Here is a 26,728-nt window from a genome sequence, read left to right as displayed (position 1 = left end):
CAGGGACCCGTCGACGACCGGTCCGGTCCGGACATGTGTCAGGTCACGCGTTCACGTAACGCCCGTCACGATAACAAATATGCATGTAGCGGTCGCTACGGTAAACATTCTTTCCAAGAGTACTTATCAGGACATATGGAACGTGTTCGGTGTCACACGACCCCGTCACGGCGACGCCGCGACCACCGGAGCCCTCATGCCACGACCGCCCGACCAGGGCAAACGACGCGAGCTGGCCGACCGGGTCCGCGCGTACCTGGTGCGCAACGGCCTCGCCGAACTGTCCCTGCGCCCCCTCGCCCGAGCCCTGGGCACCAGCGACCGCATGCTCCTGTACTACTTCGGGACCAAGGAGGCCATGGTCGCCGAGGCGCTCGCCCTGGACGAGCGGAGACCGCTCCTGCACGCCCGGGACACGCTCTCCTCCTCGGAGGCCCCACGTGACCCGGCGGGACTCCGCCGCTTCATGGAGGAGACCTGGCAGCGGTTCAACGCCCCCGACCTGCGCCCGGCCCTCCCCCTCTACGTCGAGATCATGGCCGCCGGCCTGATCGACCCGGACCGCTACGGGCCCCTGCTGCGTGACGTGCTGACCGAGTGGACGGACCTGCTCACCTCCGTCTTCCGGGACCTCGGCATGGCGCAGGTCCGGGCCCGGACGGAGGCCGCCCTCCTGGTCGACGCGACCTTCGGCCTGGTCGTCGCCTCTCTGACCGAGGACGGCCGGGAGCGGGCGGACGCGGCCTTCCTCGCGCTCCTCGAGCGCCTCGAACCCGGCTGGCACGTCACCTGAGGTGTGTTCGGCCCCCGTGGTGTGTCCGAGGCGTCCGCGACCGGCGAACCTCACGCCCGGGACGGAGTCCCCTTGTCGGGCCTCACAGTTTGGCCCCGAAGTCCTGTGTCCACCAGGGACCGCCCGACCCCTTGTGCACACCCACCCCGATGTTCTTGAACGAACAGTTGAGGATGTTCGCGCGGTGGCCCGGGCTGTTCATCCAGGACTCCATCACCGATGCGGGGGTCTGCTGACCCATGGCTATGTTCTCGCCGTACGTGGACCACTGGTAGCCCGCGGCGGTGATGCGCTTGCCGGGGTCGACGCCGTCGGGGTTGTTGTGGTCGAAGAAGTCGCGCGCGGCCATGTCGTCGGAGTGGGTCTGAGCCGCGTCCTCCAGTTGCGGGTCCTCCGTGAGTGGTCCGCAGCCGGCCGCCGCCCGCTCCTTGTTCACCAGCGCGACCACCTGCGCCACGGTGGTCGTGGGGGCCGACTGCGCCTGGGCCAGCCCGGAAACCCGCCGGGTCGGCGCGGCCGAGGAGGCACCGGCCGATTTGCTCGGCTCGGCGGCACGGGCCGTCTTGGAGGCCTTCGCCTTCGCCTTCTTCGACGCGGACGCCGACGGCGAGGCCGATGCCGTGGCGGACGCCGAGGGCGAGGTGCGGGAGGCGTCCGGTGCCGAGAGGTCCGTGACGGGGTCGCCCGCGGTGCGCGAGGGAGCAGCCGCCCCGTCGGTGCTCGTCCCGGGTCCCGTGTCCAGGTACCAGAGGCCGCCGCCCGCCACACAGACCGCCACGAGGGCGCCGCCCAGCGCCCGGCGCCGCACCTGTCGGCGCCGACGCGCCTCGCCGCGCGCGGCCGACCGTGCGCCCGGTGCCCGGTGTCCGGCTCCCGACGCGCCCGCGTCCCCGTGGCCGGCGGCCGACGTCTGTGACGCCGAGCCCGTGGCGGCCATCCCGCCGGAGGCATCGCTCAGCGCCGCGGCCAGCCCCGGCGACACCGCGACCAGCGCCAGACCGGCCAGCAGTCCCTCCGCGGGCATCAGTCCGCTCCACAGACCCGAGCAGCGCACGCAGTCGCGGGCGTGCCGGGCGATCCGCTTGCGCCACAGCGCCGAGGGCCGGCCGTCCCAGGATGCGAGGACACCCCGCAGTTCCTCGCACGGCGGGCGGGCGGCGAGCGCCCGTACCACCACACGAGCCGTCTCCAACTGCGCCTTCATCCGCTGCACCCGGACCGCCGCGTGCTGCGGCGACAGCTCCAGGGCCTCGGCCACCTCGGTCCGGGTCACCTCACCGGCGCATTCCAGCCACCACAGTGAGAGCACGCCCCGGTCGTCGGGTTCGAGCCAGCGTGTCGCCAGCGCGGTCTCCCGGCGCTGGCCGGAGAGCTGGAGCCGCATCATGGTGAGGTCCACGAAGTCGGAGCCGGGGTCGGCGAGATCCTCCGCCTCCTCCACTCCGTCCGGGGCGAGCTGCCGGTCCCGCCAGTGCGCCCGGACCTGGTTCATCGCGATCGCCACGAGCCAGGAGCGGAAGCTCTCCGGCGTACGCAGCCCGTCCAGACCGTCCAGGGCGCGGAGCATGGTGTTCTGCACGACGTCGTCGACATCGACCGAGCCGTTCAGCGCGCGCCCGACGATGTTGTAGACCAAGGGGAGATAGGCGCTCACCAGGGCGTCCTGAGCCGCCGAGTCGCCCGACCGGGCGGCGGTCACCAGTGCCGCCGGCTCCACCGCGTGCTGTCTCCTCATGAAATCTTCCCCACCCTCGACTCCGAACGATGCTGCCGTTGCCTGGGAGACCGCCCGCGGAACCTCGAATAACAGTTCTTCGGAGACTCGTTGCCGAGATGCTTGCCATACGGGGACGCCGATGGCAATGAAGAAGGTCACATCAGAGGGCGTCGGCTTCCGGACCCGCGGCCCGGCCGGGGGCGGGGGCGGGCGCGCCAACTGGCGCTCCCCGCGGCCCGTTCTCCGGGTACGGTGGCCGTAGAGACGACTCGAACGGGCGGTGGACATTGTGCTGATGACGGCATTCGGCGGTCTGATGTGGCTGATCTTCACAGCCATGCTCGTGCTCGCCGTGGTGGCGCTGGTCATGGCCGCGATCGCCCGCGAGGACGCCTACCGCGCCGCCGACAAGCAGAACAAGGTGTTCTGGCTGATCATCCTCGGCGTCACCGTGGCGGTGAACCTGCTGGTGCCGATGCTCTTCCTCCAGCTCGCGGGCCTGGTCGCCACGATCGTCTTCTTCGTGGACGTCCGCCCCGCGCTGCGCCAGGTCTCCGGTGGAGGCCGTGGACGCCGAGGCGGCAGCAGCAGTGACGGCCCGTACGGCCCGTACAACGGCGGCAGGTAAGCACCCCCGGGCAGTCACGGCCGCAACCCACTCACATCCGGGATCCGGAGGGCCGGACCGGCATGGCCCCCGTGATGCACCCGCGGCCGGCCCCGACCCGGCCGCCGAAGCGGAACCGCGACCGACACAGGCGAGCGCCCGCTACGGGGCCCGGTCCAGCAGCAGGACCGCCACGTCGTCCGCCAGCTCCCCACCGTTGAGTTCCCGCGCCTCGTTCACCGCCGCGCGCAGCAGATCCTCGCCCTGGAGCCCCAGCGCGAGCTGCCGCCGGACCATGTCCACCATGCCGTCCAGGCCCAGACGTTCCTTGCCCACGCCGGTGTGACCCTCGATCAGACCGTCGGTGTAGAGCATCAGACTCCACGCGGCCCCCAGTTCCACCTGCATCCGCGGCCAGCGGGCGTTCGGCAGCAGACCGAGCGCGGGTCCGTTGTTGTCGTACGGCAGAAGTTCGGCGGGCCGGCCCGGACGGGCGATCAGCGGGGACGGGTGACCGGCCAGGCAGAGCCCGGCCCGGCGCCCGTCCGGCGCGATGTCCACGGTGCACAGCGTCGCGAAGATCTCGTCGTTCTCGCGCTCGTGCTCCAGGACCTGCTGCAGCGTGGACAGGAGCTCGTCGCCGCACAGACCCGCGAACGTCAGGGCGCGCCACGCGATGCGCAGCTCCACGCCGAGCGCCGCCTCGTCGGGTCCGTGCCCGCAGACGTCGCCGATCATCGCGTGCACCGTGCCGTCGGCCGTGCGCACGGTGTCGTAGAAGTCGCCGCCGAGCAGCGCGCGGGAGCGTCCCGGTCGGTAGCGCGCGGCGAAGCGCAGCGAGGAGCCCTCCAGCAACGGGGTCGGCAGCAGCCCGCGCTCCAGGCGGGCGTTCTCCTGGGCTCGGAGCTTGGACTCGGTGAGCCGGCGTTCGGCCTTGTCGGAACGTTTCCGCTCCACCGCGTACCGGATCGCCCGGCTCAGCAGCCGGCTGTCCAACTCGTCGCGGAAGAGATAGTCCTGGGCGCCGACGCGCACCGCCTCCGTGCCGCGCTCGGCGTCACCGGACGCGGTGAGCGCGAGGACGGCGTGGCCGGGCGCGAGCCGCAGGACGTGCTTGAGCGTCGCCAGCTCGTCGGTGCCCTCCGCCGCCCGGCCCGGCGCGGGCAGCGCGAGGTCGAGCAGGATGCAGTGGACGTCGTCGGTGAGGAGCCGCTCGGCCTCGGTGAGGTTGCGGGCGGTACGGACCCTGACCGGCTTGCCGGTCGCGTCGAGCATCTCGGGCACACCGAGCGAACCCGCCGGGTCGTCCTCGATGACCAGGAGCGTGAGCTGGGTGGTGCCGGGGTTCGGGGTCGTGGTGCGGGCTTCCGGTGCTGTGCCGGCGGGGCCGCCGGTGGTGTCGCCGGTTGGGCCGCCGGGTGAGAACACGGCTTGAGCCTGACCACTCTCCACGGCCGGGATCGCTCTCTGCCGCGGTACGGGTACGGGCATCGTCTGGGTTCCTTCCCTCCCCCCGAGGGCGTGGTGGGCGAAGGACCTCGACCCACCGACGGGGACCATAGCGCCCGCCGGTGCCGCAGCGGAATGGCCGACGGCGCGCCGTGGGGCAAAGGGCCACCGTCATATGCCGCATCCCGTAACGCATTTGGACAGGACGCGGTCTCACCGGGGATGACGAAGGTCACGTCCCCGGGGTCGGGCGGCCGGGGCAACCGTGCGGTGGGTCACGTGCGGCGCGTCACGCGTACGCCGTCCCGCAGGACGGAGCGCGCCGTGCACGGCGCCGGATGCCCGCCACGCGCGGCGCCGGATGCCCGCCACGCGCGGCGCCGGATGCCTGGCGCGCGCGGCGCCGGATGCCCGCCACGCGCGGCGCCGGATGCCTGGCGCGCGCGGCGCCGGATGCCTGATGAGACGGCCCGCGCCACCATGTCGCCTCGCCCGGCACACCACCCAGCCGGAAGCACGGGCCTGTCTCCACGAACCGCCGACGGAACGCCGTCACGAGTGACGGCGCACCTCCTTCGTGGCGTCGCCGCCCGACGAGGCGGCATCCCCGTCCGGCCGTACGACGCCCAGGATCCGCATCGAACCCGCGCCCGTGATCGTCACCGTGCGTCCGGGGCGCGGGGCGTGCACGATCGCGCCGTCCCCTATGTACATCCCGACATGGCTGGCGTCGTCGAAGTAGATGATCAGGTCGCCGGGACGCATGTCCTTGATGTCGATGTGCCGGAGCTGCTTCCACTGCTCCTGCGAGGTGCGGGGGATGGGGTGACCGGCGGCCGCCCAGGCCTGCGAGGTGAGCCCCGAGCAGTCGAACGTCTTCGGACCCTCGGCGCCCCACTCGTACGGCTTGCCGATCTGGTCGGTCGCGTACTTCACGGCCTTCCTGCCCTGTTCGGACGCGTCGCTCTTGATGTCGGCGAGGACACCGGAGCTCAGCCAGGCCGACTGCGCCTGGTGGGCGGCCTCCTCCTCCAGCTTCGCGAGCCGCTCCTTCTCCTTCTTCTCCAGCCGGGACTCCAGCTTCTCGGCGTCGGAGATCCGCTGCTCGATCTTCTTCTGGGCCTCGGCCCTGGCCTCGCGGTCGGCCTCCAGCTTCCGCCACTGCGCGGAGGCGTCCTTCGCGTACTGCCGCAAGTCCTGCTGGGTGCGCGCCATCTCGTCGAGCAGTCCCTTGGTGGCGTGCTCGCCCTGCCGCACCCGTCCGGCGCCGTCCAGGAACTCCTCCGGGTCGTCGCTCAGCCACAGCCGTGCCTCGGGCGGCAGACCGCCACCGCGGTACTGGGCGCGGGCCGCGGCACCCGCGCGGTCCTTCAACGTGTCCAGTTTCGCCTGGCCCTTGACGATCTGCTGGGCCAGCCCGACGATCTCGGCGGACTGCTTCTGGGTCTTCTCCTCGGCGGCGTTGTACGCGTCCGTGGCGACCGCCGCTTCGTGGTAGAGCTTGTCGAGCTTCTTGCGGACCGCTTCAAGGTCCTTGTTGCTCACGGGTGTCGGGGTCGCCGTGGGAGTCCTGGTCGGCGCCGGCTTCGGTGCCGGGCTCGCGTAGGCCGTCCCTGACGGCGCCAGCACCACGCAGGCGCACGCGCAGGCCAGGGCCATGGCCGCCGTGGTCAGACTCCACTTGCCGGATCGCATCTCCGCCCCCCACCTGATTTACCGTCAGTAACTTACGGACGCCTGAGGGATCGTGCCATGTCGGCGCGCAATGCGACAGAGCCGGGCAAGAACTCCCTTCCCTCGCGCGCGAGGCAGGCAGGAACTCCCTTCCCCGGAGCCCGCGTCGGCATGACGATCTCATCCCCCCGCCTGTGTGACGTGCGACTCACCGAGATCGTTCCCCCCAGGTCACACACTGGTCGCCTCCCGGTCGCCGGACCCCCACACTCCGTCAGGCGTGGGGCGCCAACGCCTCCCAGCGCACCGTCACTTCGCCCTGGCGCCAGCGGGCGGTCCCGTCCACGACCGGCCAGTCGGCCGTCAGATCGCGGACCGTGCGTATCCAGCGCTGTCTCGCGCCGTACGCGGCGTACGGCGCGGCGGCCGCCCAGGAGCGGTCGAAGTCCCGCAGGAACGCGTGCACGGGCTCGCCCGGCACATTGCGGTGGATGAGGGCTTTCGGAAGCCGCTCGGCCAGGTCGGACGGGCGGTCCAGGGAGCCGAGCCGGGTGGCGAAGGTGACCGTGCGCGGGCCTTCCGGGCCGAGGGCGACCCAGACGTGCCGGCGGCCGATCTCGTCGCAGGTGCCCTCGACGAGCAGTCCGCCCCGGGAGCCGGGGCCGGCGGGCGCGAGCCGCGCGCAGAGCCGCCGCCAGACCCCGGCGACCTGCTCCTCGTCGTACTGGCGCAGCACGTTCGCCGCCCGGATCAGATGCGGCCGGCCCGGCACCGGGACCTCGAAGCCGCCGTGCCGGAAGGCGAGGCCTTCGCGCTCGTAAGGGTGGGCGGCGGCGACCCGCGCCGGTTCGATCTCGATGCCGAAGACGTTGGTGCGGGGGGCGGCGGTGCGCAGCCGGGTCAGCAGCTCGACGGCGGTCCACGGCGCGGCGCCGTAGCCGAGATCCACGGCCACCGGCTCCGGTGCCCGGCGGAGTTCGGCGCCGTGCACGGCCGCGATCCAGCGGTCCATGCGGCGCAGGCGGTTGGGGTTCGTCGTCCCGCGCGTCACCGTGCCCACGGGCCGGGACGCTGCGCGGGTTGTCATGCGTACGAGAGTAGGCGGCCCGCGACGGACCGGGTGACCCTGTGGACAACCGACGCCCACCCCCACACCCCCTGTGGAAAACCCCGACGCGCCCGGGACGGCCCCGGACGGCCCGAGGCCGGCAGGGGCGGGCAGGGGACAGGGCAGGGACAGGGCAGGGACAGGGCAGGGACAGGGCAGGGACAGGGCAGGGACAGGGCAGGGACGGGCAAGGTTCGGGCGGGAACGGCTGGGGCGGCCGGGAAGGCAGACGCATCCCGTCATCGAACGGTTGAGCGATGCGGGGTAATGATTCGGCAAAGGGGAAATGGAGCGGACCCGTCCGGCGTTCCACCTCCTGGAGGGCGTGAACACGTCCTCCGACCGGCATGCCCGCAGCAAGGAGGAACGCCACGTGAGCCAGTACGTGAGCAGGCTCGGGCGTCGCTCCCCGGCAGCGTCCTCGCGGCTCAGGCTGCACCGCAGACCCCGCCGCGTGGCCATGCTCTCCGTGCACACCTCGCCCCTGCACCAGCCCGGAACGGGCGACGCGGGCGGCATGAACGTCTACATCGTCGAACTCGCCCAGCGGCTCGCCGCGATCAACATCGAGGTCGAGATCTTCACGCGGGCCACCACCGGGGCACTCCCGCCGGCCGTGGAGCTGGCTCCGGGCGTCCTCGTCCGGCACGTCGACGCGGGCCCCTACGAGGGCCTGGCCAAGGAAGACCTCCCCGCCCAGCTCTGCGCCTTCACCCACGGCGTCATGCAGGCCTGGGCCGGTCACCGCCCCGGCTACTACGACCTCGTGCACTCGCACTACTGGCTGTCCGGCCACGTCGGCTGGCTGGCCGCCGAACGCTGGGGCGCGCCCCTGGTCCACGCGATGCACACCATGGCCAAGGTCAAGAACGCGGCGCTGGCCGAGGGCGACACCCCCGAGCCCGCCGCGCGTGTCATCGGCGAGACCCAGATCGTGCGCGCCGCCGACCGTCTCATCGCGAACACCGCCGAGGAGGCCGACGAGCTCGTACGCCACTACGGCGCGGACTCCGGCAACGTCGCCGTCGTCCACCCCGGGGTCAACCTCGACCGCTTCCGGCCCGCCGACGGCCGTGCCGCCGCCCGCGCGCGGCTCGGCCTCCCGCAGGACGCCCTGATCCCCCTCTTCGCGGGCCGCATACAGCCCCTCAAGGCCCCCGACGTGCTGCTGCGCGCGGTCGCCGTACTGCTCGACGAGCGGCCCGAGCTGCGCCGCCGGATCGTCGTCCCCGTGGTGGGCGGTCCGAGCGGCAGCGGGCTCGCCAAGCCCGAAGGGCTCCAGAAGCTGGCCGCGCGGCTGGGCATCGCCGACGTCGTACGGTTCCGGCCGCCCGTCGGGCAGGACCAGCTCGCGGACTGGTTCCGGGCCGCGAGCGTGCTGGTCATGCCCTCGTACAGCGAGTCCTTCGGGCTGGTCGCCATCGAGGCGCAGGCGGCCGGTACACCGGTGCTCGCGGCCGAGGTCGGAGGCCTGCCGGTGGCCGTACGCCACCAGGAGACCGGCTTCCTCGTACAGGGTCACCATCCCGCCGACTACGCGCGCGTGCTGCGCGAATTCGCCGACGACGAGACGCTCGTGGCCCGGATGGGCGCCGCCGCGGCACGCCACGCGGAGCGCTTCGGCTGGGACACCGCGGCGGCGGCGACGGCGGACGTGTACACGGCGGCGACCCAGGACCACCGGCGCCGCCTGCGCGCCCACCACGCCTGACGCGTCCCTCCGTGCCCGACGCGGGTGTGCGTGCCGTGAAGGGGCGTGCGTGGATGTGCGTGCGCGGATGGGCGTGCGTGGGTGTGCGTGTGCGGGTGTGCCCCGTTCGGTGGGCCTCCCGCGGGTCACGTACGCTCGCCGCATGGCTGACGCAGCGTCGATCATCGAGCAGGTCCTCACCGAGGCCGAGCTGGAGTGGGAGAGCCCCGGCGCGGGCTCGTACGTCGTGAAACTGCCCGGCACCCGCAAGCTCTCGACGACGGTCTCGCTGATCGTCGGCCGGCACTCGCTGTCGCTGAACGCGTTCGTGATCCGCCACCCCGACGAGAACCACGAGGCGGTCCACCGCTGGCTCCTGGAGCGCAATCTCAAGCTCTACGGGGTCGCCTACGCCGTCGATTCCCTCGGAGACGTGTATCTGGTCGGCAAGCTGCCGCTGACCGCCGTGACTCCGGAGGAGGTCGACCGTCTCCTCGGGTCCGTTCTGGAAGCCGCCGACGGCTCCTTCAACACCCTCCTGGAACTCGGTTTCGCCTCCGCGATCCGCAAGGAGTACACCTGGCGGGTGTCCCGTGGCGAGTCGACGCGCAATCTCGACGCGTTCACACATCTGACTCAACGCCCTGCCCGCTGACGCGTCCTGTCCGACAGTTCTTCCGGCACTCCCCCTTTGCTGAGTTAGTCATTGCTGGACCCTTTCCCCGCCCGGGGTCCCCGTGGCATGCTCACCGCCGACGCAGATCTGAACGTCGTTCACATCCATGAATAGCCGCGCGGAAACGGGAAGCGCATGGAAGGGCGGACGGGCATGAACAGCAGGCACGGGTACACCGGGTACACGGGGATCACCAGGCGGGCCCTGCTGGGCAGCGCCACCGCCGTGGCGGCCGACGCCGTCACCGGCACGACGGCCGCCGCGGCGGCGCCGGGGGCGGCCGCGGTGTCCCCGCCACCCTCCCGGGGCGTCGGTGTCGCCCCGTCCGGCGGCGCGCCGGGCGCCTCCCGGACCGGAGAAGTCCCGGCGCTCTGGCGGGAGTTCACCCGCTCCCCGTTCACCCACCCGCAGATCCCGTACGTCGGCAGGTCCGGCGCGCACCGCGGGGCCGTCCGCCCGCCCCGCCGTCCCGTCGTGACCGACATCCGCGACCACGGTGCCGTCGCCGCCGACGGCACGGCGGACTGCGCTCCCGCGATCAACCGTGCCATCGCCGCCGCCGGAAGGGCCGGCGGTGGCACGGTCACCATCCCTCCCGGGACGTTCCGCATCGACGGCTTGATCCACATCGGCCACTCGAACGTGGTCCTCCGGGGCGCCGGCAGCGGCCGTACGACTCTGTACGCGACCAGGAACCTCACCGAACTGATCGGCGCCTACGGATCCCGCTACGGCGGCGACAAGTCGTCCTGGTCCTGGGCGGGCGGCCTCATCTGGCTGGCCCCCACGGCCCGTTGGGACTCCCTCGTCGCCGCAATCCAGGCGAAGGCCTGGCCCTTCGAGGGCTGGACCGGCAACACGCGCGACGCCTGGCGGACCCTCACGACCGTCGAGCCCGCGCGCCAGGGCTCCTGGACGGTGACCGTCGCGGACGCCTCCGGACTGCGCCCCGGCGCGCTCGTCCTGCTCCGCCTCGCCGACGACGCCGGCCACACGCTCCTGGAGCACATGTCGGGCGGCGGACCCGGACCGGAGGCGTACTTCTGGGACGACAAGACCAAGCTGACCTCGTACGTCCCCTACGAGTGGCCCGTCCGCGTCGCCCATGTGCGCGGCCGCAGGGTCACCCTCGAACGCCCCCTCCCGCTCGACGTACGCCCGGAGTGGGACCCCCGGCTGACCACGCACGTCGAGGCGCTCACCGGCTCGGGGGTGGAGGGGCTGACCCTGGAGGCCGTGGAGACACCGCAGTCCCCGCACCTCCTCGACAAGGGCTACAACGGAGTCGTCCTGCAGTGCGCCTACGACTGCTGGGTGGACGACGTCACGGTCCGCCACGTCGACAACGGCTTCGGGCTCGTCGCCGCCTCCGCCTGCACCCTGCGCCGTACGACCGTCGCGGGACGCGGCTCGCACCACCCGTACTTCTGCCGCGAGGGCTCGCACGACAACCTGATCGAGGACTTCACCGTCGAGGAGCGCACCGTTCCCGCGCCCGCCGGAACCCAGCTGCACGGCATCAACGTCGAGGGCCTGTCCTCGTACAACGTCTGGTCGCGCGGCGACATGCGGATGGGCACCTTCGACTCCCACCGCGGACTGCCCTTCGCGAACGTCCGTACCGACATCACCGTCGACAACGACGGCCGGCACGGTGGCGACGCCTCGGCGGGACCGCTCTTCGGGGCGCGCTTCACGCACTGGAACATCCGGGTCACCAACGGCAGGGCCGGTCTGATGAAGATCGACGGCCTCGCCCCCCACAGTGCCACCGTCGGCGTCAACGAGGTCACCGAGTTCGACCAGATCGACGTACCCGACTTCACCGGGGACCTGCGTTCCCGGCTGGAGCTGTACGGGACGACGGACGTCGTACGGCCGCGCAATCTGTACGAGGCCCAACGCGACCTCTAGAACACGGAGGCCGGCGTCGGCCCGTACCGCCCGGCTCACGACCGGGCGTACCGCCCCGGCTCACGACCGGGCGTACCGCCCCGGCTCACGACCGGGCGTACCGCCCCGGCTCACGACCGTGCGTATCGCCCCGGAGTCACCCCCACCAACCGCCGGAAGTGGCGGGTGAGATGGGACTGGTCGTAGAAGCCGGTCAGGGCGGCCACCTCGCCCGGCGGGCGTCCGTCGAGGAGCAGGCGGCGGGCGCGGTCCACGCGGCGGGACATCAGGTACTGGTGCGGGGCGATGCCGAACGCGCCGCTGAACGCCCGGACCAGGTGCGCCGGGTGGGCGTTCACGAGCCGCGCGGCCTCGTCCAGGGCGATGCCCTCCACCACCCGCTCGTCGAGGAGTTCGCGCAGCCGGCGGGCCAGCGGCCGGTCGGCGGGCGGGAGTTCCGGCGCCGACCGGGGGAGGAGCAGCCCGCGCAGCCGGTCCGCGATCAGCGTCAGTCTGCTGTCGGCCTCCAGCTCGTCCCCGGGGCGGGCGAGCGCCGTGTGCACCTGGGCGACGCGGGCCCGCAGTACGGGATCCGCGAGATCGGGGCCGTCCACCGCGGGGCCGATGAGGTCGTCGGCGAGACGCGAGCCGTCGAGGTACAGGACCCGCTTGCGGAAACCCTGCGCGGTGGCGGGCGCCCCGTTGTGCGGGATGTGCGGCGGCAGCAGCGTCACCGTGTCGCGCGGGGTGCCGTGCTCGTGCCGGTCGAGGTCGTAGCGGACGGCGCCGTCGTCGACGATCAGCAGGGTCCAGGCCTCATGCACGTGCATCGGGTACGCGTACTCGGTGTAGTGCGCGTGAAAGACCTCGACGATGCCCGGGACGCCGGGGCGCCAGGCGGTCGTCTCACGCTGGGGGGCCATGCAAAGAACGTACAAGACGAGGGGTGAGCGGCTCGGCAGTCTTCTCGTATGAGCAGCGAGACCGACACGAACCCGCCCGGCGAGACCGGGATGAACCCGTCCGGCGAGACCGACACGAATCCGTCCGGCGAGACCGGGATGAACCCGTCCGGTGCCGGCGGCGCGAGCCTTCCGGACGCCGCGCCGCCCGTGCGCTTCGACACCAAGATCACCGTCGTCCTGCGGGACGACCTGGAGCCCTGGCAGCGGCTCAATGTGACCGCCTTCCTCGTCAGCGGCCTGGGGACGACCGTCCACGAGGTGATCGGGCAGCCGTACGAGGACGCCGACGGGGTCTCCTACCTGCCGATGTTCCGGCAGCCGGTGCTGGTCCTCGAAGCGTCGAAGGAGACGCTGACCGCCGCCCACGGCCGCGCGCTGTCCCGGGCGCTGCCGCGCGCCGTCTTCACCTCGGACCTCTTCGCCACGGGCAACGACCGGGACAACCGCGCGGCCGTACGAGCGGTGCCGACCGGCGAACTGGACCTGGTGGGACTCGCGGTGCACGGGCCCCGGAACGCGGTGGACAAGGTGGTGAAGGGGGCGCGGATGCATCCGTGAGGTGCGGACGCGTCCGCGGAGGGGACTTCTGGGCCGGGGCGACGCCGGGCCGGGGTGTCCCGGGAGGGCCGGGTTCCTCGGGGCGGGGCTCAGGCCGGGGTGACCCCGGCTCCGGCTCCGGCGCCCTGGGCCGGCTCCCGCACAGAGCCGGGCACGGTCTCCCGTACCGGCTCCCGTACGGACTCCCGTACGGAGTCGGGGACCGAGCCGGATCCGGCTCCTCGGACGGACTCCTCCGCCGGGAGCCGTCGCATGAGCAGCCCGTACCCGAGGCCCGCCGCCGTGCCGACCACCGCGCACAGTCCCCAGAGCCAGGCCGCGCCGAAGCGGTCGATGACGACACCGGACATCACCGGGGCGACGAGCGAGGCGAGGGCCCAGGAGAGGGTGTACATGCCCTGGTAACGGCCCCGCCCGTGGACGGGGGAGAGGCGGACGACGAGACCGGTCTGCGTCGGGGCGTTGACGATCTCGGCGAGGGTCCACACGCAGACGGTGAGCATGAAGACCCCGACCGACCCGGCCAAGGCGGTGAGCCCGAACCCGTATCCGGCGACCAGCGACGAGATCACGAGCAGAGACTTGGGGTCCCGGTGCTCGATGAAGCGGCCGACGGGGATCTGGAGCACGACGATCATGAAGCCGTTGACGGCGATCGCCGTGCCGTAGTCGGCCGGGGTGAATCCGGCCCGGCCCATGGCGACCGGCAGTCCGACGGCGCCCTGCTGGAAGACGAGGGCGACGAGGAACGACAGCCCGACCACGCTCATGAACCGGCCGTCGCGCAGCACGGTCCCCAGCCCGACCGCGGCCTCCGCCTCCTTGGCGGCCTGCACCGGCTTGGACTCCGGGAGCTTCGCGAACACGACGAACGCGCAGACGAGGGTCATGGCCGCCTCGATGAGGAAGCCCGCGAGGTAGCTGTACTCGGCGATGAAGCCCGCGCCCATCGAGGAGACGGCGAAACCGAGGTTGATGGCCCAGTAGTTGAGCGAGAAGGCGCGGACGCGGTCCTCGGGCCGGACGATGTCGGCCATCATCGCCTGCACGGCGGGCCGGGAGGCGTTGCTGGCCATGCCGACGAGGAAGGCGACGCCGGCGATGGCCACGGGGTCGTGCATGAAGCCGAGCAGCGCGACCGAGGCGGCCGTCGACACCTGCGCGACGAGCAGCGTGGGGCGCCGCCCGAACCGGTCGGTCATGACGCCCGCGACGAGCGAGGAGATGACACCGCCGAGGCCGTGCAGGGAGGCGACCAGACCCGCGTACGAGGCGGAGTAGCCGCGGTCGAGGGTCAGATACAGGGCCATGAAGGTGGCGACGAACGCCCCGAGCCGGTTGACGAGTGTGCTCGTCCACAGCCACCAGAACTCGCGGGGGAGCCCTGAGACGGTCTCTCGGACGGCACGTCTCATGACGGCGGCAGGCATGGATCCCCCACGGATGTAAGCGGCTCGGGCGGTGCGCACAACTTACGAGCCGCCGGCCTCCGAGAGCCACTCAATTAACAGATGCCGTCAACTGAAGGGCGCCGGAGCGGGTGGGGGACGGCCGTCCGGGGGCTCCCGTGTCCGACTGATGGCCGAAGGCGCGAGCGGTCACGGGGTTCGATTACGCTCGGAGCCATGGCCGACGCACCGTACAAGCTGATCCTCCTCCGCCACGGCGAGAGCGAATGGAACGCGAAGAATCTGTTCACCGGTTGGGTGGACGTCAACCTCAACGAGAAGGGCGAGAAGGAGGCAGTCCGCGGCGGTGAGCTGCTCAAGGACGCCGGCCTGCTGCCCGACGTGGTCCACACCTCGCTCCAGAAGCGCGCGATCCGCACCGCGCAGCTCGCGCTGGAGGCCGCGGACCGTCTCTGGATCCCGGTCCACCGGAGCTGGCGCCTGAACGAGCGTCACTACGGTGCGCTCCAGGGCAAGGACAAGGCCCAGACGCTCGCCGAGTTCGGCGAGGAGCAGTTCATGCTGTGGCGCCGCTCGTACGACACCCCGCCGCCGGCGCTCGACCGCGACGCCGAGTACTCCCAGTTCGACGACGCGCGCTACGCGGCCCTGCCGCCCGAGCTGCGTCCCCAGACGGAGTGCCTCAAGGACGTCGTCGTCCGCATGCTCCCGTACTGGTTCGACGGCATCGTCCCGGACCTGCTGACCGGCCGTACGGTCCTGGTCGCGGCCCACGGCAACTCGCTGCGCGCCCTGGTCAAGCACCTCGACGGCATCTCCGACGCCGACATCGCGGGCCTGAACATCCCCACCGGCATCCCCCTCTCCTACGAGCTGGACGCCGACTTCAAGCCCCTCAACCCGGGCGGCACCTACCTCGACCCGGACGCGGCAGCGGCCGCGATCGAGGCGGTCAAGAACCAGGGCAAGAAGAAGTAGGAATAACGATCACGCCTCCCACCTGCGTATACGGCGCGGGTGGGAGGCGTTTTCATTGTTGTGGAACCTCCCCGCCGTCTGCCCCTTGCAAGGTCCCCAGGACGACATTCCAGGCGGGCGGGCAGGTCCGTCGCTCCTCCTGGGTTGCCGTCCTGGCGAACACGAGCAAGAGGAGCACCACGGGCGACAGGGGTGCTCCTCTTGCTGGTGCGCGGCGTTGCGCCGGATCGTCAACCCCGCCCGATTTACGGCGGTTGATGCCGCCTGTTGCGTCGACGGCGGCCGTGGTCTCCTGCAACCGTCCATTGACCTGAGGGTTTTCAAGTCGCCAAGGGGCGTGTGGCCGTAGGCCGTTCCTGACTGGTCTTCCTCCCCCGACGTACTGGCAGCCTGCCGGCACCCGCCGCGGCTCTGTTCGCGAGAACGGGTTATGGGCGGCCTTGGATGGTGCCGGCCATCCCGCCCCCGCCTGTGGTGACGCCGCCACGAGGCTTGGGCGCGGAGAATGGCGGCGTGTCCTGTCGGCACGTTGTTCCGGCCGGTGGGAGGGTGCCGTCGATGAGGTAGCGGCTCTCGTGCGTGTTGACGCAACTGCTGGGGTTGAACAGTGCCGTGTGCCCGTGCCCGCTGTTGGTGAGCAGGCGGGCGTCGGCCAGTTCTCGGGTCATGGCCTTCGCGGCCGAGTAGGGAGTGGAGGGGTCGTAGGTGGTGCCGACCACCAGGATGGGATGCGCTGTCGGTTTGTTCCACGGTCCGCGATAGGGGTCGGCGGCGACTCCCGGCCAGTCGGTACACGTCACGGTGGCCCAGGTCCAGTGGCGTCCGGTGTCGCCCGCACGGGCGGCGCTGGCCTCCTCCAGGACGTGGTAGGCGGCGGGGTCACGCGGGTTGGGGCTGTCGCCGCAGAACACGGCACCGGCCTGTTCTTCGCCCAGGTACGGATTCGGATCCGGGACCGCCGGGGCGGGTGGGAACGGGGACGGCTCCGGGACGCGGCCCTGCCACAGGCTCTGCAGTCTGACGGCGACGTTCGTCCATCCCGGGTGGACGACGTAGAAGCCGCTCACCATGTCGCTGACCGTACGGGCATAGGTCCACTCGCCCACGGGATGCTCCCGGAGGCGCTTCATCAGCTGGTGGTACTTGTCCCGGGTCGCTTTCGGGCTGCCGGCGGAGAAGGCGCAGCGGGCGGTGGTGGCGGACCCGCACAGGGTGAGGAACTGGTCCAGGGTCTCTGCCGCGGCGCGGTCCGCACCCAGGCGCAGCATTGCCGTGGACCGGGGGGCCTCGTTGGACCCGTGGTTCGTCCAGGCCTGCGGATCCCAGTCGCTGTCGAGGACCATGGCGCGGACGTTGCCGGGAAAGAGGTTGGCGTAGGTGGCACCCAGGAACGTGCCGTAGGAGATCCCGTAGTAGGTGAGCTGTGGGTCACCCACCGCCTGCCGGAGCTGGTCGAGGTCGTGAGCTGTGTCGGCCGTCGACACATGGCGCAGGAGCTCGGGGTCACGCTGCTGACAGCGCCGGCCCAGATCCTTGTACGCGGCGAAGTAGGCCGTCCGCTCCTGTTCGCCCACCGGGAAGCCTGCCACTTTGCTCGCATTCCAGGCGGCGGCTTCCTCGGGGCTCGCGAAGCAGTTCACCGCGGTGCTGTTGCCGATCCCGCGGGGGTCCCAGCTGACGATGTCGAACCGCTCCCGTACCTCTCGCGGGAAGGACTCGTAGTTCTGCGGCATCTGCACTGATCCGGGCCCGCCGGGGCCGCCGGGGTTGAAGAACAGGGTGCCGATGCGCCGTCCGGGACCGGTTGCCTTCCGTTTGACGACTGCCAGTTCGATGGTGCGGCCGCGGGGGGTGCGGTAGTCCAGTGGCACCCTCGCGGTCGCGCAGTCGAACGGGCTGCCCTGAACGCAGGGTCTCCAGTCCAGCTTCGGGGCGGGCACCGAAGGTGTCGGAGCACCGCCGGCGACGGCGGGGTTCGTTCCTATGAACACCGTCGAGCAGGCCACCACCGCGGCGACGACCGCGGCGCAACTCCGACGGCCCGCTGTCGATCCAGATATGTGCATGTCTCGTCCTTTCACGACTGCGCGCCGCGCCCATGCGCTGGACGTCGGCACGCATATGTGTCAAACAACACCGTGGTCAGACAAAACGCGCGAGCCATCCGCAGCCGAACGTGAGCCCGTGCCCGATAGCGATCCGGCCGCCCGACGGCAGGTCGGTTGAGGTGATCACCTCGTTGACCGGCCCCAAAAACCGGGCGGTCGAAACCCAGGGCGAGAAGAAGTAACCCGACACCAGCAAGCCCCCGACCTGCTGTTTCTTGGCAGGGTGGGGGCTTTTTGGTGGGGCTGGGCAGTCCCTGGGCCCTCAGCCGGACGGCAGGGGTCTGCAAGGGCCAGTCGGTGAGACGGCGTGGACGGTCACCCGCCTCGTGGCGGTTGCTGTCTGCCTCGCCTTGGCCGTACACGCGATAGTGATCAACCGGCGGCCCCGGAGCGAGAGCTGAGGTCTCCGGCCGGATCACCGGCGTCAGGATCACGCCCCCGGCCTGAACCTATTGGTGTGGAGCCAGTTGGTGAGGGTGGCGAAGTCGGTGTCGGTCAGGCCCTTGGACGGGGAGACGTGGTGCAGCAAGCAGGGGCTCTCGTGCTGTGCGGCCACCCACAGGCGGTCCATGGCGCCGATCTCGTCGTCGACCCAGATGAACGGGCGGCCCTCGGCCCATTCGACGATGGGGCGGGTCTTCCAGTGCAGGCCCCGCGGACCCGCCTCGGTGGCTTCGGGCCACTCCACCACAGGCAGCCGGGGCAGTCCGATCACTGGGCCCACTGACGCGTTCGCCTCCTCCATCCACGTCGTGGCCCACACCAGATCGCATCCGAGCGCCATCAGACGTGGGCCCACAGTCGGGTCGAGTCGCCTCAGCAGTGGGTTCCCTCCGTCGGGGAGTGCTTCGGAGACGGGGTCGGAGCCGGAGCCGGAGGTCTCGGGGTGGGTGGGTGACGCGCCGAACGGGATCAGGGGGCCGTCGACGTCGAGGAAGAGGAGGGGGCGTTCCATCAGTTCCTGGGTCGTTCCTGTCTGCACCGTCGGGGGCGGCGGGTGCCGTCCCCGACGGTGCAGTCAATCGACCGGTCGAGTCCTGGTCAATCGGTCAATCGGTCAACCGGTCAATCCGTCAGGCGCAGGGCCGTTCGTGCGTCCTGGCCGTGCCAGCCGGACGCGGTTCGCCATACGACGTGTACACCGAAGGCCTCCCGGATCGCGTCGGGAGCCCAGTCCTCCGTGGGCGGCTCGGACAGGATCAGGTACCGGGTGTCCGCGGTGCGTGTTTCCACCCGGTCGAGTTCGATGAGACGGGCGGCTCCCGCGCGCAACTGCGAGTAGCCGGAACGGTCGGCGCCGAGCACCTCGTAGCGGACGAAGCCTTCCGGGCCCTCCAGGGTCGCGTCGGAGACCCGGGAGTCCGAGGGCCGGAGTCCCGCTCGCAGGAGTGCGGCCTTCAGTTCGTAGCGCACGGCCTCGTGCGTGTTGCAGTCCCGTTCGGCCTGAGCCTCGACGTCCAGTCGCCGCGCGAGTGCCTCGCTCCACGCCGGCCCTACCTCGGACGGGGCGGGCTCGATTTCCAGGAGGGCGGCAGTGTTCATGGGGTCGGTGTCCTTCGGTTCGAGTGTTCTGCGCGGCTCGGTGGGTGAGGGCGTGATCGTCCCGGGGGGTGCCGTGTCCGGTTCCGACTCCGGTTCCGGTTCCGACTCCGGTTCCGACTCCGTGCCCGGTTCCGACTCCGGTTCCGAGTTCGTGCCCGTTTCCGATTCCGCGCCCGATTCGGTCGGCATTTCGGTTGGCGCTCCGTTCTCGTTCTCGTTTTCGGGCTCGGGCTCGGGCTCGGGCTTGTGCTCGATCTCCGGATCGGGCTCGGTCTCGGGCCGGGGGGCGGTCTCGGTCGAGAGGCCCGTCTCGGTCGGCGTCCCTGTTTCCGGGCCGGTGTGGAGCCGATGGCGGAGTTCGTCCCGGGCCCGGTCGAGGGTGTCGGTCCAGTGACGGAACGCCGGGTCCTCCGTCAGGGCGGTTCGCAGGCCGGGAGCGTCCGACCCGACCGCCTGCCGGGTGTGCTGGGCGAGGTCCGCCAGTTCGCTCAGCCGGTCGCGGTCGGCGGACCCCAGCAGACGCCAGACGCTCAGCCAGTCGACCCGGTCGCGTCTCAGACAGCGGGCCGCCATGCCCTTCAGCTCGGAGAGCAGGGCCGTCGTCTCCGGCGAGGGTGTGCCGTCCCCGTGGGCGATGTCCCGCAGGACGCCGAGCGCGGCCTCGTAACGGGGGACCATCCGGGAGGAGATGGGGCGGCGGCCGAAGTCGCCGGCCGAGACCAGGCTCAACTGGCCTTCGTTCCGGGTCACCCAGCCGTCCAGCCGGGAGCCCGTGGCCGGGGTGGGTTCGCCGTGGCGCGGGACGAGGAGGACGGTCCGCTCGGTGGCGGGCGCGAGGACCTTCACCTTCAAATGGGAACCCGGGCCGGGGCCGAGCACCCGCATCTCGACGGGCGTGCCCACCGGTAGGTCGTCGCCGGTGGAGCCGTTCGTGGTGGCGGCGCGGGAGTCGGAACCACTGGATATCGTCCCATGGGGCGACTGCGTCGCCGTGGGTGCCAAGTAGGCGTACGCGGAGCTGATTTCACCGTTCCTGTCGTCGTCCGGCCTGCCCAGTTCCGGCGGCAGCGGTGTCGTGTGGAGGACCGTCAGCGTCTGGGTGCTTCGGGACAGGGCGACGTACAACTGGCGCAGCCCTACGGGACCTTGGTCGGCCATGGCCGTGGGCTCCAGCACCAGGACGTGGTCGAACTCCATGCCCTTGGCCTGGGCGGCGGGGAGTACGGACACGGTTCGCAGGGTCTCCTCGGTCATGCCGTCCACGAGGTCGATGCGCCGTCGGACCTCCTCCAGCCAGCCGGAGTCGTCGGGGACGACGACGGCGATCGACCTGGGGGTGCGGCCGTCGTTCGTGCCCGCGAGGAGTGCCGTACGGGTCGCCGCGTCGTCCAGCAGTTCCCACGGGGTGGTGGGGACGAGCCGTACGGCTCCGTCGCCGGCCCTTCGTACGGCGGTGGGGTAGGGAAGGGAGGGGGCGATGGCCCGGGCCAGGGGCGCCACGAACTCCATGATCTCCGCGGGGACGCGGTAGCTGGTGTTCAGCTCGGCCACGCGCCAGTCGCCCTGGGCGGACAGGATTCCGCCCAGTCGCTTCCAACTGGTGTAGGAGTGCGGTCCGGTGGCCTGGGCCAGATCGCCGAGCACGGTCATCGAGCCCGTCGGACACCGTCTGCGCAGCGACCTCGCCTGCATCGGGGTGAGGTCCTGTGCCTCGTCGACCACGATGTGCCGGTACCTCCGGGGACTCTCGCCCGCGATGAGGAAGCGCAGCTCTTCGAGACAGACCAAGTCGTCGATCGTCCACGGTTCTTCGGCGGCGCTGTCGGCCTTCCGCCTCTGCAGGGAGGCCTGTTCGGCCTGATCGAGGATCCCCTCGGCGCACTCGCGCAGTCTGGTGGGGGAGTTGAGCAGGCCGCGCAGTGCCTCCTCGGCGCTCAGCGCGGGCCAGATCCGCTCCACGAGGGTGGTGACCTGCCGGTTGCGCTCCAGCTCGCGGCGCACGGTCGTGTCCCTGCTGCGGTGCGGGGCGATGCCTACGAGTTCACCCAGCAGCCGGTCCACCAGCAGCGTGCGGAACCGGTCCCGGCGCGCACGATGCCCCTCGGCCCCCTCGCGGGCGTCCAGGAGGAGACCGAGCACGTCCGAGCGCGCCAGACGCAGGGAGGTGCCGCCCACGACAACGACGAAGGCCGGTTCGTCCTGGGCGTGGGAGGGGGCGGAGACGACGGTGTCGAGGGCCTCGGGACGGCACTCGCTCTCCACCCGCCTGCGCAGCACGGCCGCCATCCGTTCGTCGGACTTCACCAGCCGGGCGGTGGGGGAGTCCGAGCCCCTGACCTCGCCTTCCCAGAGGCGGGCGAGCTGTACGGCGGTGACGTTCCGGGTGCCGAGGGTCGGCAGTACGCGCCCCACGTACTCCAGGAAGTTCTGGTGCGGGCCCACGACCAGGATGTCCTGTGCGCGGAAGTGGTCGTTGTTGACGAGCCAGGTCACCCGGTGCAGACCGACCGCGGACTTGCCCGTGCCGGGTCCGCCCTGGATGACGAGGATGTCCGTGGGGGAACCGGTGACCAGGGCCATCTGGTCGCGCCTGATCATCTCGACGATGTCGCGCATCCGGCCGCTGCGGGAGCGGCGCAGCTCCCGCAGGAGGAACTCGTCGACCGGCTGCGGCTTTTGACGGCGTCGGCCGGGGGGCTGCCGCTGTGCCGGGATCGCCTGCGGCCGGGCGTGGCGGCCTCCTGCGGGCGGGGCGGTGGTGCCGTCCGCGTCCTCCGGGGAGTCCTCGGCGCCGAGGGCGTCAGGGGTGTTCAGGACTTCGGGGATTCCGGGGATTCCGGGAAGGTCCAGGGCTTCGAGCGGTGCGGGCTCGTCCGTGAAAGCCGCCGGCAGGGCGCCCTCCGGTCCGGGCTCCGACGAGCCGGGGTACGGGCCGGCGGGCGGGCTGATCTCGTCGAGGAAGTCCTCGACCAGGCGTCCGGCGCAGCGTAATTGGCGTCTCAGGAGCACCTCGCCCGGTGTCTCCGGCCGGGCGTTGTACCAGCTCACGGCGATCGGGTTCGTCCAGGAGACGACCACCTGATCGCGGGTCTCGGTGTCGAAGACATGGCGTCGTCCGATGTAGAACGTCTCCGGCTCGGCGTCGCCCGTCTCCTGGACGTCGACACGGCTGATGACCAGGGCCTCGCCCCCGAGTCCGCCGTAGTCCGCCGCCGCGCTCTTCGCCTTCTCGCGGACCGCGATGCCGTCCTTGCCGCTCGCGGAAGCCGAGGCCGCCGACGGCGACGTCATCTCCGCGAGCCTGGCCTCGTAGCAGTCGTAGGCGCGGTCGACGGCCTTCTGTTCGATGGCGATGACCGCGTCGCGTGGTGTCGTGCTCACGTGTGTCCCCTCCTGGCGACGCGCTTCGCGCCGCCGCGGGCCAGGGCCCGCCTCCCCTGTCTCAGAGGTAGCAGAGTTCGCCGGTCAGACCACGGTCAATCGGACAACAGCACCACAATCGAGCAGATTTCGGTCGGGCCCGAGCACATCCGGTCCTCGCGCGTACGTCTTCGCGCGACGGGCAGAGCCGTGGATGACGGGCGGGGTCGGGAGGCGGGGCCGGCGGTGGACGAAGGACGAAGGGCCCCGTCGCGGTGACGGGGCCCTTCGGGACGTACGTACGTGATCAGCCGCACTGGCAGGGATTGCCCGACTGGCAGCCGCAGCCGCAGCCTGAGCCGCAGCCGCAGGCGCCGAACAAAGGGAGGTTCTTGATCTCGGCGGGCTGTTGGGTGTCGCGGTCCTGAGTCGGGTCGGGCGTGCTGGGGGATTCGGCCATGGGGCCCTCCTTCTGGCACGGAGGCGTCCGGCGCACACCGCGCCGCACGGCTTCTGTCGCCCATCTCATGCCCAGCCCGGCGGGCGCATCAACGGCGCACTGAGGCGTGTGCCGCGCCCAGGGCGCGAATCCCGCGCGGGGCGGGCCGGCACGGAGTCGCGCCGCTCCGCCTACGCGGCGGATCCGGGGGCCACCCCTGGAACGGAGCTCGCCGGCTCCCTCGGCAGGACCGGCACCCATCCAGAACAGACCGGCCACGGCCCGTCCCCGGAAGCCCGAGCACCCAGCGCCCTGCGCCGGGCAGGGACGACCACCGTCCCGTCCCGGGAAGCAGCCCGTACCCGGCAAAGCCGGCCACCGCCCTGGTCAGTGCCGACGGCTGAGCACCGTCCCACCCGCCCGGGGGCCAGGCACTGCCCCGCTCCCCGCTCGGCAGAGGCCGGCCACCGTCGCGGTCTGTGCCCGGCAGGGGCTGTCTGCCCGCGCCAGGGGACCAGGCACCGCCCGGTCCCCGCTCGGCAGAGGCCAGTCGCCGTCGCGGTGTGTGCCCGGCAGGGGCTGTCTCCCCGCGCCAGGGGACCAGGCACCGCCCGGTCCCTGCTCGGCAAGGGCCGGGCACCGCCCGGTCCCCGCTCGGCAGAGGCCAGTCACCGTCGAGGTCTGTGCCCGGCAGGGGCTGGCTCCCCGCGCCAGGGGACCAGGCACGGGCTCGCTCCCCGCCCGGCAAGGGCCAGGTGTCATCCCCGGTCCCCGCCCGGCAAGGGCTACGCGCCCTCGACCCCCGTGACCGGCTGGATGTCCGACTGGAGATCGTCGGCGTGTTCGCCGGTGACCAGGTACACGACTCGCTTGGCGACCGACACGGCGTGGTCGGCGAAGCGCTCGTAGTAGCGGCCGAGGAGGGTCACGTCGACGGCGGTCTCGATGCCGTGCTTCCACTTGTCGTCCAGCAGGTGCTGGAAGAGCGTGCGGTGCAGGAGGTCCATCTCGTCGTCGTCCTGCTCGAGCTGCATCGCCAGGTCGACGTCCTTGGTGATGATCACCTCGGCGGCCTTGGCCATCAGACGCTGGGCGAGCTGGCCCATCTCCAGGATGGTGGCGTGCAGGTCGTGCGGGATCGCGCGCTCGGGGAAGCGGAGCCGGGCCAGCTTGGCCACGTGCTGGGCCAGGTCGCCGGAGCGCTCCAGGTCGGCAGACATCCGCAGCGAGGTGACGACGATACGGAGATCCGTCGCCACCGGCTGCTGACGAGCCAGCAGGGCTATCGCGCGGGCCTCGAGCTCGTGCTGGAGATCGTCGACCCTCTGGTCGGCGGCGATCACGCTCTCGGCCAGCTTCAGGTCGGAATCGAGGATGGCCGTCGTGGCGCGCCCGATCGCCGACCCGACGAGCCGGGCCATCTCGACCAGGCCGTCGCCGATCGAGTCAAGTTCCTCGTGATACGCGTCACGCATGTGGTCGTCCCTCTCGTACGTCAGCTTCGGGGTCCGGGGTCCGGGACCTGCCCGTTCCGGCCGCCGGCCGGACGCCGGAGGGACCCTGGAACCCCACGCTCCCACGTTCGGGCCCGTACGCGTCCGTTTCCGGCATCTCAAGTGAATCAGTACTGGCTCCTGGGTGAACTCTGGGCGACGAGTGTTCGAGCTCGCACTCGGATGGCTGTGGCCAGGAGCGACGGCATGCCTAACCTGGGTGCATGGACGTGAACGCGGCGGTCGCCGCAGCGGCAGCGATCGCCGGAGTGCTTACCGGTGTCATCGCCATGCTGGCGTTCCGCTGGAGCGAACGCGACCAGAAACGCCCGACCCGCACCTCCCTGCACACGGACGCCGTGCTTCCGCCCGGCGTCGACACCGTGCTGTCCGTGCTCAGGTCGTCCGCGGTCGTACTCGACGAAGCGGACGCCGTGGTCAAGGCCAGCTCGGCGGCGTACGCCCTCGGACTGGTGCGCGGCGGCAAGCTCGCCGTCGAACCGATGCTCCACATGGCGCGTGACACCCGTCGTGACGGGGAGATACGTCAGGTGGAGCTGGACCTGCCGAGAAGGGGCACGGGACGGGGAGAGGCCCTCGCCGTCTCGGCCAGAGTCGCTCCCCTCGGATCCAGGCTCGTTCTCCTTCTCGTGGAGGACCTGACGGAGGCGCGCCGCATCGAAGCGGTGCGGCGGGACTTCGTCGCGAATGTGAGCCATGAACTGAAGACCCCCGTCGGAGCGCTCTCCCTGCTCTCCGAGGCCGTCATGGACGCGTCGGACGACCCGGAGGCCGTCGAGCGCTTCGCCGGACGCATGCAGATAGAGGCCACCCGGCTCACCAATCTCGTCCAGGAGCTCATCGACCTGTCGAGGGTGCAGAACGACGATCCTCTCGAGGACGCCGAGCCGGTCCGGGTCGACGAGCTGGTCGCCGAGGCGATCGACCGCTGCCGCCACCAGGCCGGCGCGAAGCAGATCACCATGGCCGCCGGCGGCACCGCCGACCTGAGCCTGTGGGGGAACCGGGGCCAGCTCGCCGCCGCCCTCGGCAACCTCGTCGAGAACGCCGTCAACTACTCGCCCGCCCGCACCCGCGTCGGCATAGCCGCCCGCCGGGTGACGGCACCCGGTGGCGAGCACATCGAGATCGCCGTGACCGACCAGGGCATCGGCATCTCGGACAAGGACAAGGAGCGCATCTTCGAGCGCTTCTACCGGGTCGATCCCGCCCGCTCCCGTGCCACCGGCGGTACGGGCCTCGGGCTGGCGATCGTCAAGCACGTGGCCGCCTCGCACGGCGGGGAGGTCACGGTGTGGAGCTCCGAGGGTCAGGGCTCCACGTTCACCCTGCGGCTGCCGGAGGCGAGTGCGGCCCGCGACCGTGTCACCACCGATCACCACATGCCCGGACTCGACGAAGAGGACGAGACCAGGCAGCCCGACGGGACGACCACCGTCACATCCCCGTACGAACCGCTTCCTGCCCCGGAGGTCCTTCCGTGACCCGTGTGCTCGTCGTCGAGGACGAGGAGTCGTTCTCCGACGCCCTGTCGTACATGCTTCGCAAGGAGGGCTTCGAGGTCGCCATCGCGACCACGGGGCCCGACGGACTGGACGAGTTCGAGCGCAACGGCGCCGACCTCGTCCTCCTCGACCTGATGCTGCCGGGCCTGCCCGGCACGGAGGTCTGCCGTCAGCTGCGTGGCCGCTCCAACGTCCCGGTGATCATGGTCACCGCCAAGGACAGCGAGATCGACAAGGTGGTCGGACTCGAAATAGGAGCCGACGACTACGTCACCAAGCCCTTCTCCTCCCGTGAGCTGGTCGCCCGTATCCGGGCCGTCCTGCGCCGCCGCGGGGAGCCCGAGGAGGTCGCCCCGGCCGCCCTCGAGGCCGGTCCCGTCCGGATGGACGTCGACCGTCACGTGGTCACCGTCTCCGGCGGCAAGGTCGACCTTCCGCTGAAGGAGTTCGACCTCCTGGAGATGCTGCTGCGCAACGCGGGCCGCGTGCTGACCCGCATGCAGCTCATCGACCGGGTCTGGGGTGCCGACTACGTCGGTGACACCAAGACCCTCGACGTCCACGTCAAGCGCCTGCGCGCGAAGATCGAGCCGGACCCGGGCGCGCCCCGCTACCTGGTGACGGTCCGCGGTCTCGGCTACAAGTTCGAGCCGTAGACCGGCCTCGTCCCCGAGCGGTACGACACGGCAGTACGCCGAAGGGCGGGATCCCCGGAGAGGGGGTCCCGCCCTTCGGCGTACTGG

The 26,728-nt window shown here is 71.4% G+C and carries 21 protein-coding genes; 9 read left to right on the top strand and 12 right to left on the bottom strand.

Annotation, left to right across the window (positions count from 1 at the left end; genetic code table 11):
* Positions 1–196 precede the first annotated feature (196 nt).
* Positions 197–793: a TetR/AcrR family transcriptional regulator gene (locus tag ACFXGX_RS03645; protein ID WP_384784261.1), complete on the top strand. Its 597-nt coding sequence runs from the start codon at positions 197–199 to the stop codon at positions 791–793.
* An 82-nt stretch (positions 794–875) separates the two neighbouring features.
* On the opposite strand, the gene ACFXGX_RS03640 is transcribed toward ACFXGX_RS03645, so the two are convergent.
* Positions 876–2,528, bottom strand: a complete 1,653-nt coding sequence (locus tag ACFXGX_RS03640; RefSeq protein WP_384784259.1) for a sigma-70 family RNA polymerase sigma factor — start codon at positions 2,526–2,528, stop codon at positions 876–878.
* Between the two features lie 271 nt (positions 2,529–2,799).
* Between ACFXGX_RS03640 and ACFXGX_RS03635 the strand changes: the two genes are divergently transcribed.
* Positions 2,800–3,138 (top strand): DUF2516 family protein, encoded by a 339-nt coding sequence (locus ACFXGX_RS03635; protein WP_384784582.1) that lies wholly within the window; start codon positions 2,800–2,802, stop codon positions 3,136–3,138.
* 141 nt (positions 3,139–3,279) lie between these two features.
* On the opposite strand, the gene ACFXGX_RS03630 is transcribed toward ACFXGX_RS03635, so the two are convergent.
* The 3 genes from ACFXGX_RS03630 to ACFXGX_RS03620 form a co-directional block, all read right to left on the bottom strand.
* Positions 3,280–4,608 carry a PP2C family protein-serine/threonine phosphatase gene (locus ACFXGX_RS03630; RefSeq protein WP_384784257.1) on the bottom strand — a complete coding sequence of 443 codons (1,329 nt, stop codon included), beginning with the start codon at positions 4,606–4,608 and terminating at the stop codon, positions 3,280–3,282.
* A 510-nt stretch (positions 4,609–5,118) separates the two neighbouring features.
* Positions 5,119–6,261, bottom strand: coding sequence for an NlpC/P60 family protein (locus ACFXGX_RS03625; RefSeq protein WP_384784255.1), 1,143 nt, complete (start codon positions 6,259–6,261; stop codon positions 5,119–5,121).
* 253 nt (positions 6,262–6,514) lie between these two features.
* Positions 6,515–7,327 carry a class I SAM-dependent methyltransferase gene (locus ACFXGX_RS03620; protein WP_384784253.1) on the bottom strand — a complete coding sequence of 271 codons (813 nt, stop codon included), beginning with the start codon at positions 7,325–7,327 and terminating at the stop codon, positions 6,515–6,517.
* Between the two features lie 394 nt (positions 7,328–7,721).
* On the opposite strand from ACFXGX_RS03620, the gene mshA reads away from it, so the two are divergent.
* The 3 genes from mshA (at position 7,722) to ACFXGX_RS03605 (ending at position 11,628) form a co-directional block, all read left to right on the top strand.
* Positions 7,722–9,059 (top strand): D-inositol-3-phosphate glycosyltransferase, encoded by a 1,338-nt coding sequence (gene mshA, locus ACFXGX_RS03615; protein WP_384784580.1) that lies wholly within the window; start codon positions 7,722–7,724, stop codon positions 9,057–9,059.
* A 142-nt stretch (positions 9,060–9,201) separates the two neighbouring features.
* Complete coding sequence (locus ACFXGX_RS03610; protein WP_384784251.1) at positions 9,202–9,693, top strand: YbjN domain-containing protein; 492 nt, start codon at positions 9,202–9,204, stop codon at positions 9,691–9,693.
* Between the two features lie 174 nt (positions 9,694–9,867).
* Positions 9,868–11,628, top strand: a complete 1,761-nt coding sequence (locus ACFXGX_RS03605) for a glycosyl hydrolase family 28-related protein (RefSeq protein ID WP_384784249.1) — start codon at positions 9,868–9,870, stop codon at positions 11,626–11,628.
* 110 nt (positions 11,629–11,738) lie between these two features.
* Here ACFXGX_RS03605 and ACFXGX_RS03600 read toward each other — a convergent pair whose 3' ends face one another.
* On the bottom strand, positions 11,739–12,530 hold the full coding sequence (locus ACFXGX_RS03600) for an AraC family transcriptional regulator (RefSeq protein WP_384784247.1): 792 nt from the start codon (positions 12,528–12,530) through the stop codon (positions 11,739–11,741).
* A 138-nt stretch (positions 12,531–12,668) separates the two neighbouring features.
* On the opposite strand from ACFXGX_RS03600, the gene ACFXGX_RS03595 reads away from it, so the two are divergent.
* Positions 12,669–13,130, top strand: coding sequence for a DUF2000 family protein (locus ACFXGX_RS03595; protein WP_384784578.1), 462 nt, complete (start codon positions 12,669–12,671; stop codon positions 13,128–13,130).
* An 89-nt stretch (positions 13,131–13,219) separates the two neighbouring features.
* Here the strand turns inward: ACFXGX_RS03595 and ACFXGX_RS03590 are convergent, their stop codons facing one another.
* Complete coding sequence (locus ACFXGX_RS03590; protein ID WP_384784245.1) at positions 13,220–14,560, bottom strand: MDR family MFS transporter; 1,341 nt, start codon at positions 14,558–14,560, stop codon at positions 13,220–13,222.
* Between the two features lie 195 nt (positions 14,561–14,755).
* On the opposite strand from ACFXGX_RS03590, the gene ACFXGX_RS03585 reads away from it, so the two are divergent.
* Positions 14,756–15,517 (top strand): phosphoglyceromutase, encoded by a 762-nt coding sequence (locus ACFXGX_RS03585; RefSeq protein ID WP_384784243.1) that lies wholly within the window; start codon positions 14,756–14,758, stop codon positions 15,515–15,517.
* A 428-nt stretch (positions 15,518–15,945) separates the two neighbouring features.
* Here ACFXGX_RS03585 and ACFXGX_RS03580 read toward each other — a convergent pair whose 3' ends face one another.
* The 6 genes from ACFXGX_RS03580 to phoU all read right to left on the bottom strand — a co-directional run bounded on the left by ACFXGX_RS03580 (position 15,946) and on the right by phoU (position 24,441).
* Complete coding sequence (locus ACFXGX_RS03580) at positions 15,946–17,583, bottom strand: alpha/beta hydrolase (protein ID WP_384784241.1); 1,638 nt, start codon at positions 17,581–17,583, stop codon at positions 15,946–15,948.
* 76 nt (positions 17,584–17,659) lie between these two features.
* Complete coding sequence (locus ACFXGX_RS03575) at positions 17,660–17,821, bottom strand: hypothetical protein (RefSeq protein ID WP_384784239.1); 162 nt, start codon at positions 17,819–17,821, stop codon at positions 17,660–17,662.
* Between the two features lie 234 nt (positions 17,822–18,055).
* The gene (locus ACFXGX_RS03570) at positions 18,056–18,580 is read right to left on the bottom strand and encodes an HAD domain-containing protein (protein WP_384784237.1); all 525 of its coding nucleotides are present in this window, start codon (positions 18,578–18,580) and stop codon (positions 18,056–18,058) included.
* 110 nt (positions 18,581–18,690) lie between these two features.
* Entirely contained in the window at positions 18,691–22,548 is a 3,858-nt protein-coding gene (locus tag ACFXGX_RS03565; protein ID WP_384784235.1) for an ATP-binding domain-containing protein, read from the bottom strand.
* A 286-nt stretch (positions 22,549–22,834) separates the two neighbouring features.
* Positions 22,835–22,987: a hypothetical protein gene (locus ACFXGX_RS03560; RefSeq protein WP_328451008.1), complete on the bottom strand. Its 153-nt coding sequence runs from the start codon at positions 22,985–22,987 to the stop codon at positions 22,835–22,837.
* A 764-nt stretch (positions 22,988–23,751) separates the two neighbouring features.
* A complete protein-coding gene (phoU, locus tag ACFXGX_RS03555; protein ID WP_384784233.1) occupies positions 23,752–24,441 on the bottom strand; it encodes a phosphate signaling complex protein PhoU in 690 nt (229 codons plus the stop codon).
* Between the two features lie 242 nt (positions 24,442–24,683).
* On the opposite strand from phoU, the gene ACFXGX_RS03550 reads away from it, so the two are divergent.
* Positions 24,684–25,964: a sensor histidine kinase gene (locus ACFXGX_RS03550; RefSeq protein WP_384784231.1), complete on the top strand. Its 1,281-nt coding sequence runs from the start codon at positions 24,684–24,686 to the stop codon at positions 25,962–25,964.
* On the top strand, positions 25,961–26,641 hold the full coding sequence (locus tag ACFXGX_RS03545; RefSeq protein ID WP_037622332.1) for a response regulator transcription factor: 681 nt from the start codon (positions 25,961–25,963) through the stop codon (positions 26,639–26,641). The genes ACFXGX_RS03550 and ACFXGX_RS03545 overlap by 4 nt, the downstream gene beginning before the upstream one ends.
* The last annotated feature ends 87 nt before the right edge of the window (positions 26,642–26,728 follow it).

This window comes from Streptomyces sp. NPDC059371, assembly GCF_042751995.1.
GTDB lineage: Bacteria > Actinomycetota > Actinomycetes > Streptomycetales > Streptomycetaceae > Streptomyces.
The sequence above is the reverse complement of the archived record's forward strand: the minus strand, read 5'-3'. Positions and strand labels throughout refer to the sequence as shown.

Coding starts and splice junctions, on each gene's coding strand:
- ACFXGX_RS03560 (WP_328451008.1), bottom strand. CDS start 22,987: ATGGCCGAATCCCCCAGCACGCCCGACCCGACTCAGGACCGCGACACC.
- ACFXGX_RS03550 (WP_384784231.1), top strand. CDS start 24,684: ATGGACGTGAACGCGGCGGTCGCCGCAGCGGCAGCGATCGCCGGAGTG.
- ACFXGX_RS03585 (WP_384784243.1), top strand. CDS start 14,756: ATGGCCGACGCACCGTACAAGCTGATCCTCCTCCGCCACGGCGAGAGC.
- phoU (WP_384784233.1), bottom strand. CDS start 24,441: ATGCGTGACGCGTATCACGAGGAACTTGACTCGATCGGCGACGGCCTG.
- ACFXGX_RS03590 (WP_384784245.1), bottom strand. CDS start 14,560: ATGCCTGCCGCCGTCATGAGACGTGCCGTCCGAGAGACCGTCTCAGGG.
- ACFXGX_RS03595 (WP_384784578.1), top strand. CDS start 12,669: ATGAACCCGTCCGGTGCCGGCGGCGCGAGCCTTCCGGACGCCGCGCCG.
- ACFXGX_RS03570 (WP_384784237.1), bottom strand. CDS start 18,580: ATGGAACGCCCCCTCCTCTTCCTCGACGTCGACGGCCCCCTGATCCCG.
- ACFXGX_RS03600 (WP_384784247.1), bottom strand. CDS start 12,530: ATGGCCCCCCAGCGTGAGACGACCGCCTGGCGCCCCGGCGTCCCGGGC.
- ACFXGX_RS03645 (WP_384784261.1), top strand. CDS start 197: ATGCCACGACCGCCCGACCAGGGCAAACGACGCGAGCTGGCCGACCGG.
- ACFXGX_RS03605 (WP_384784249.1), top strand. CDS start 9,868: ATGAACAGCAGGCACGGGTACACCGGGTACACGGGGATCACCAGGCGG.
- ACFXGX_RS03580 (WP_384784241.1), bottom strand. CDS start 17,583: ATGCACATATCTGGATCGACAGCGGGCCGTCGGAGTTGCGCCGCGGTC.
- ACFXGX_RS03620 (WP_384784253.1), bottom strand. CDS start 7,327: ATGACAACCCGCGCAGCGTCCCGGCCCGTGGGCACGGTGACGCGCGGG.
- ACFXGX_RS03625 (WP_384784255.1), bottom strand. CDS start 6,261: ATGCGATCCGGCAAGTGGAGTCTGACCACGGCGGCCATGGCCCTGGCC.
- ACFXGX_RS03640 (WP_384784259.1), bottom strand. CDS start 2,528: ATGAGGAGACAGCACGCGGTGGAGCCGGCGGCACTGGTGACCGCCGCC.
- ACFXGX_RS03610 (WP_384784251.1), top strand. CDS start 9,202: ATGGCTGACGCAGCGTCGATCATCGAGCAGGTCCTCACCGAGGCCGAG.
- ACFXGX_RS03630 (WP_384784257.1), bottom strand. CDS start 4,608: ATGCCCGTACCCGTACCGCGGCAGAGAGCGATCCCGGCCGTGGAGAGT.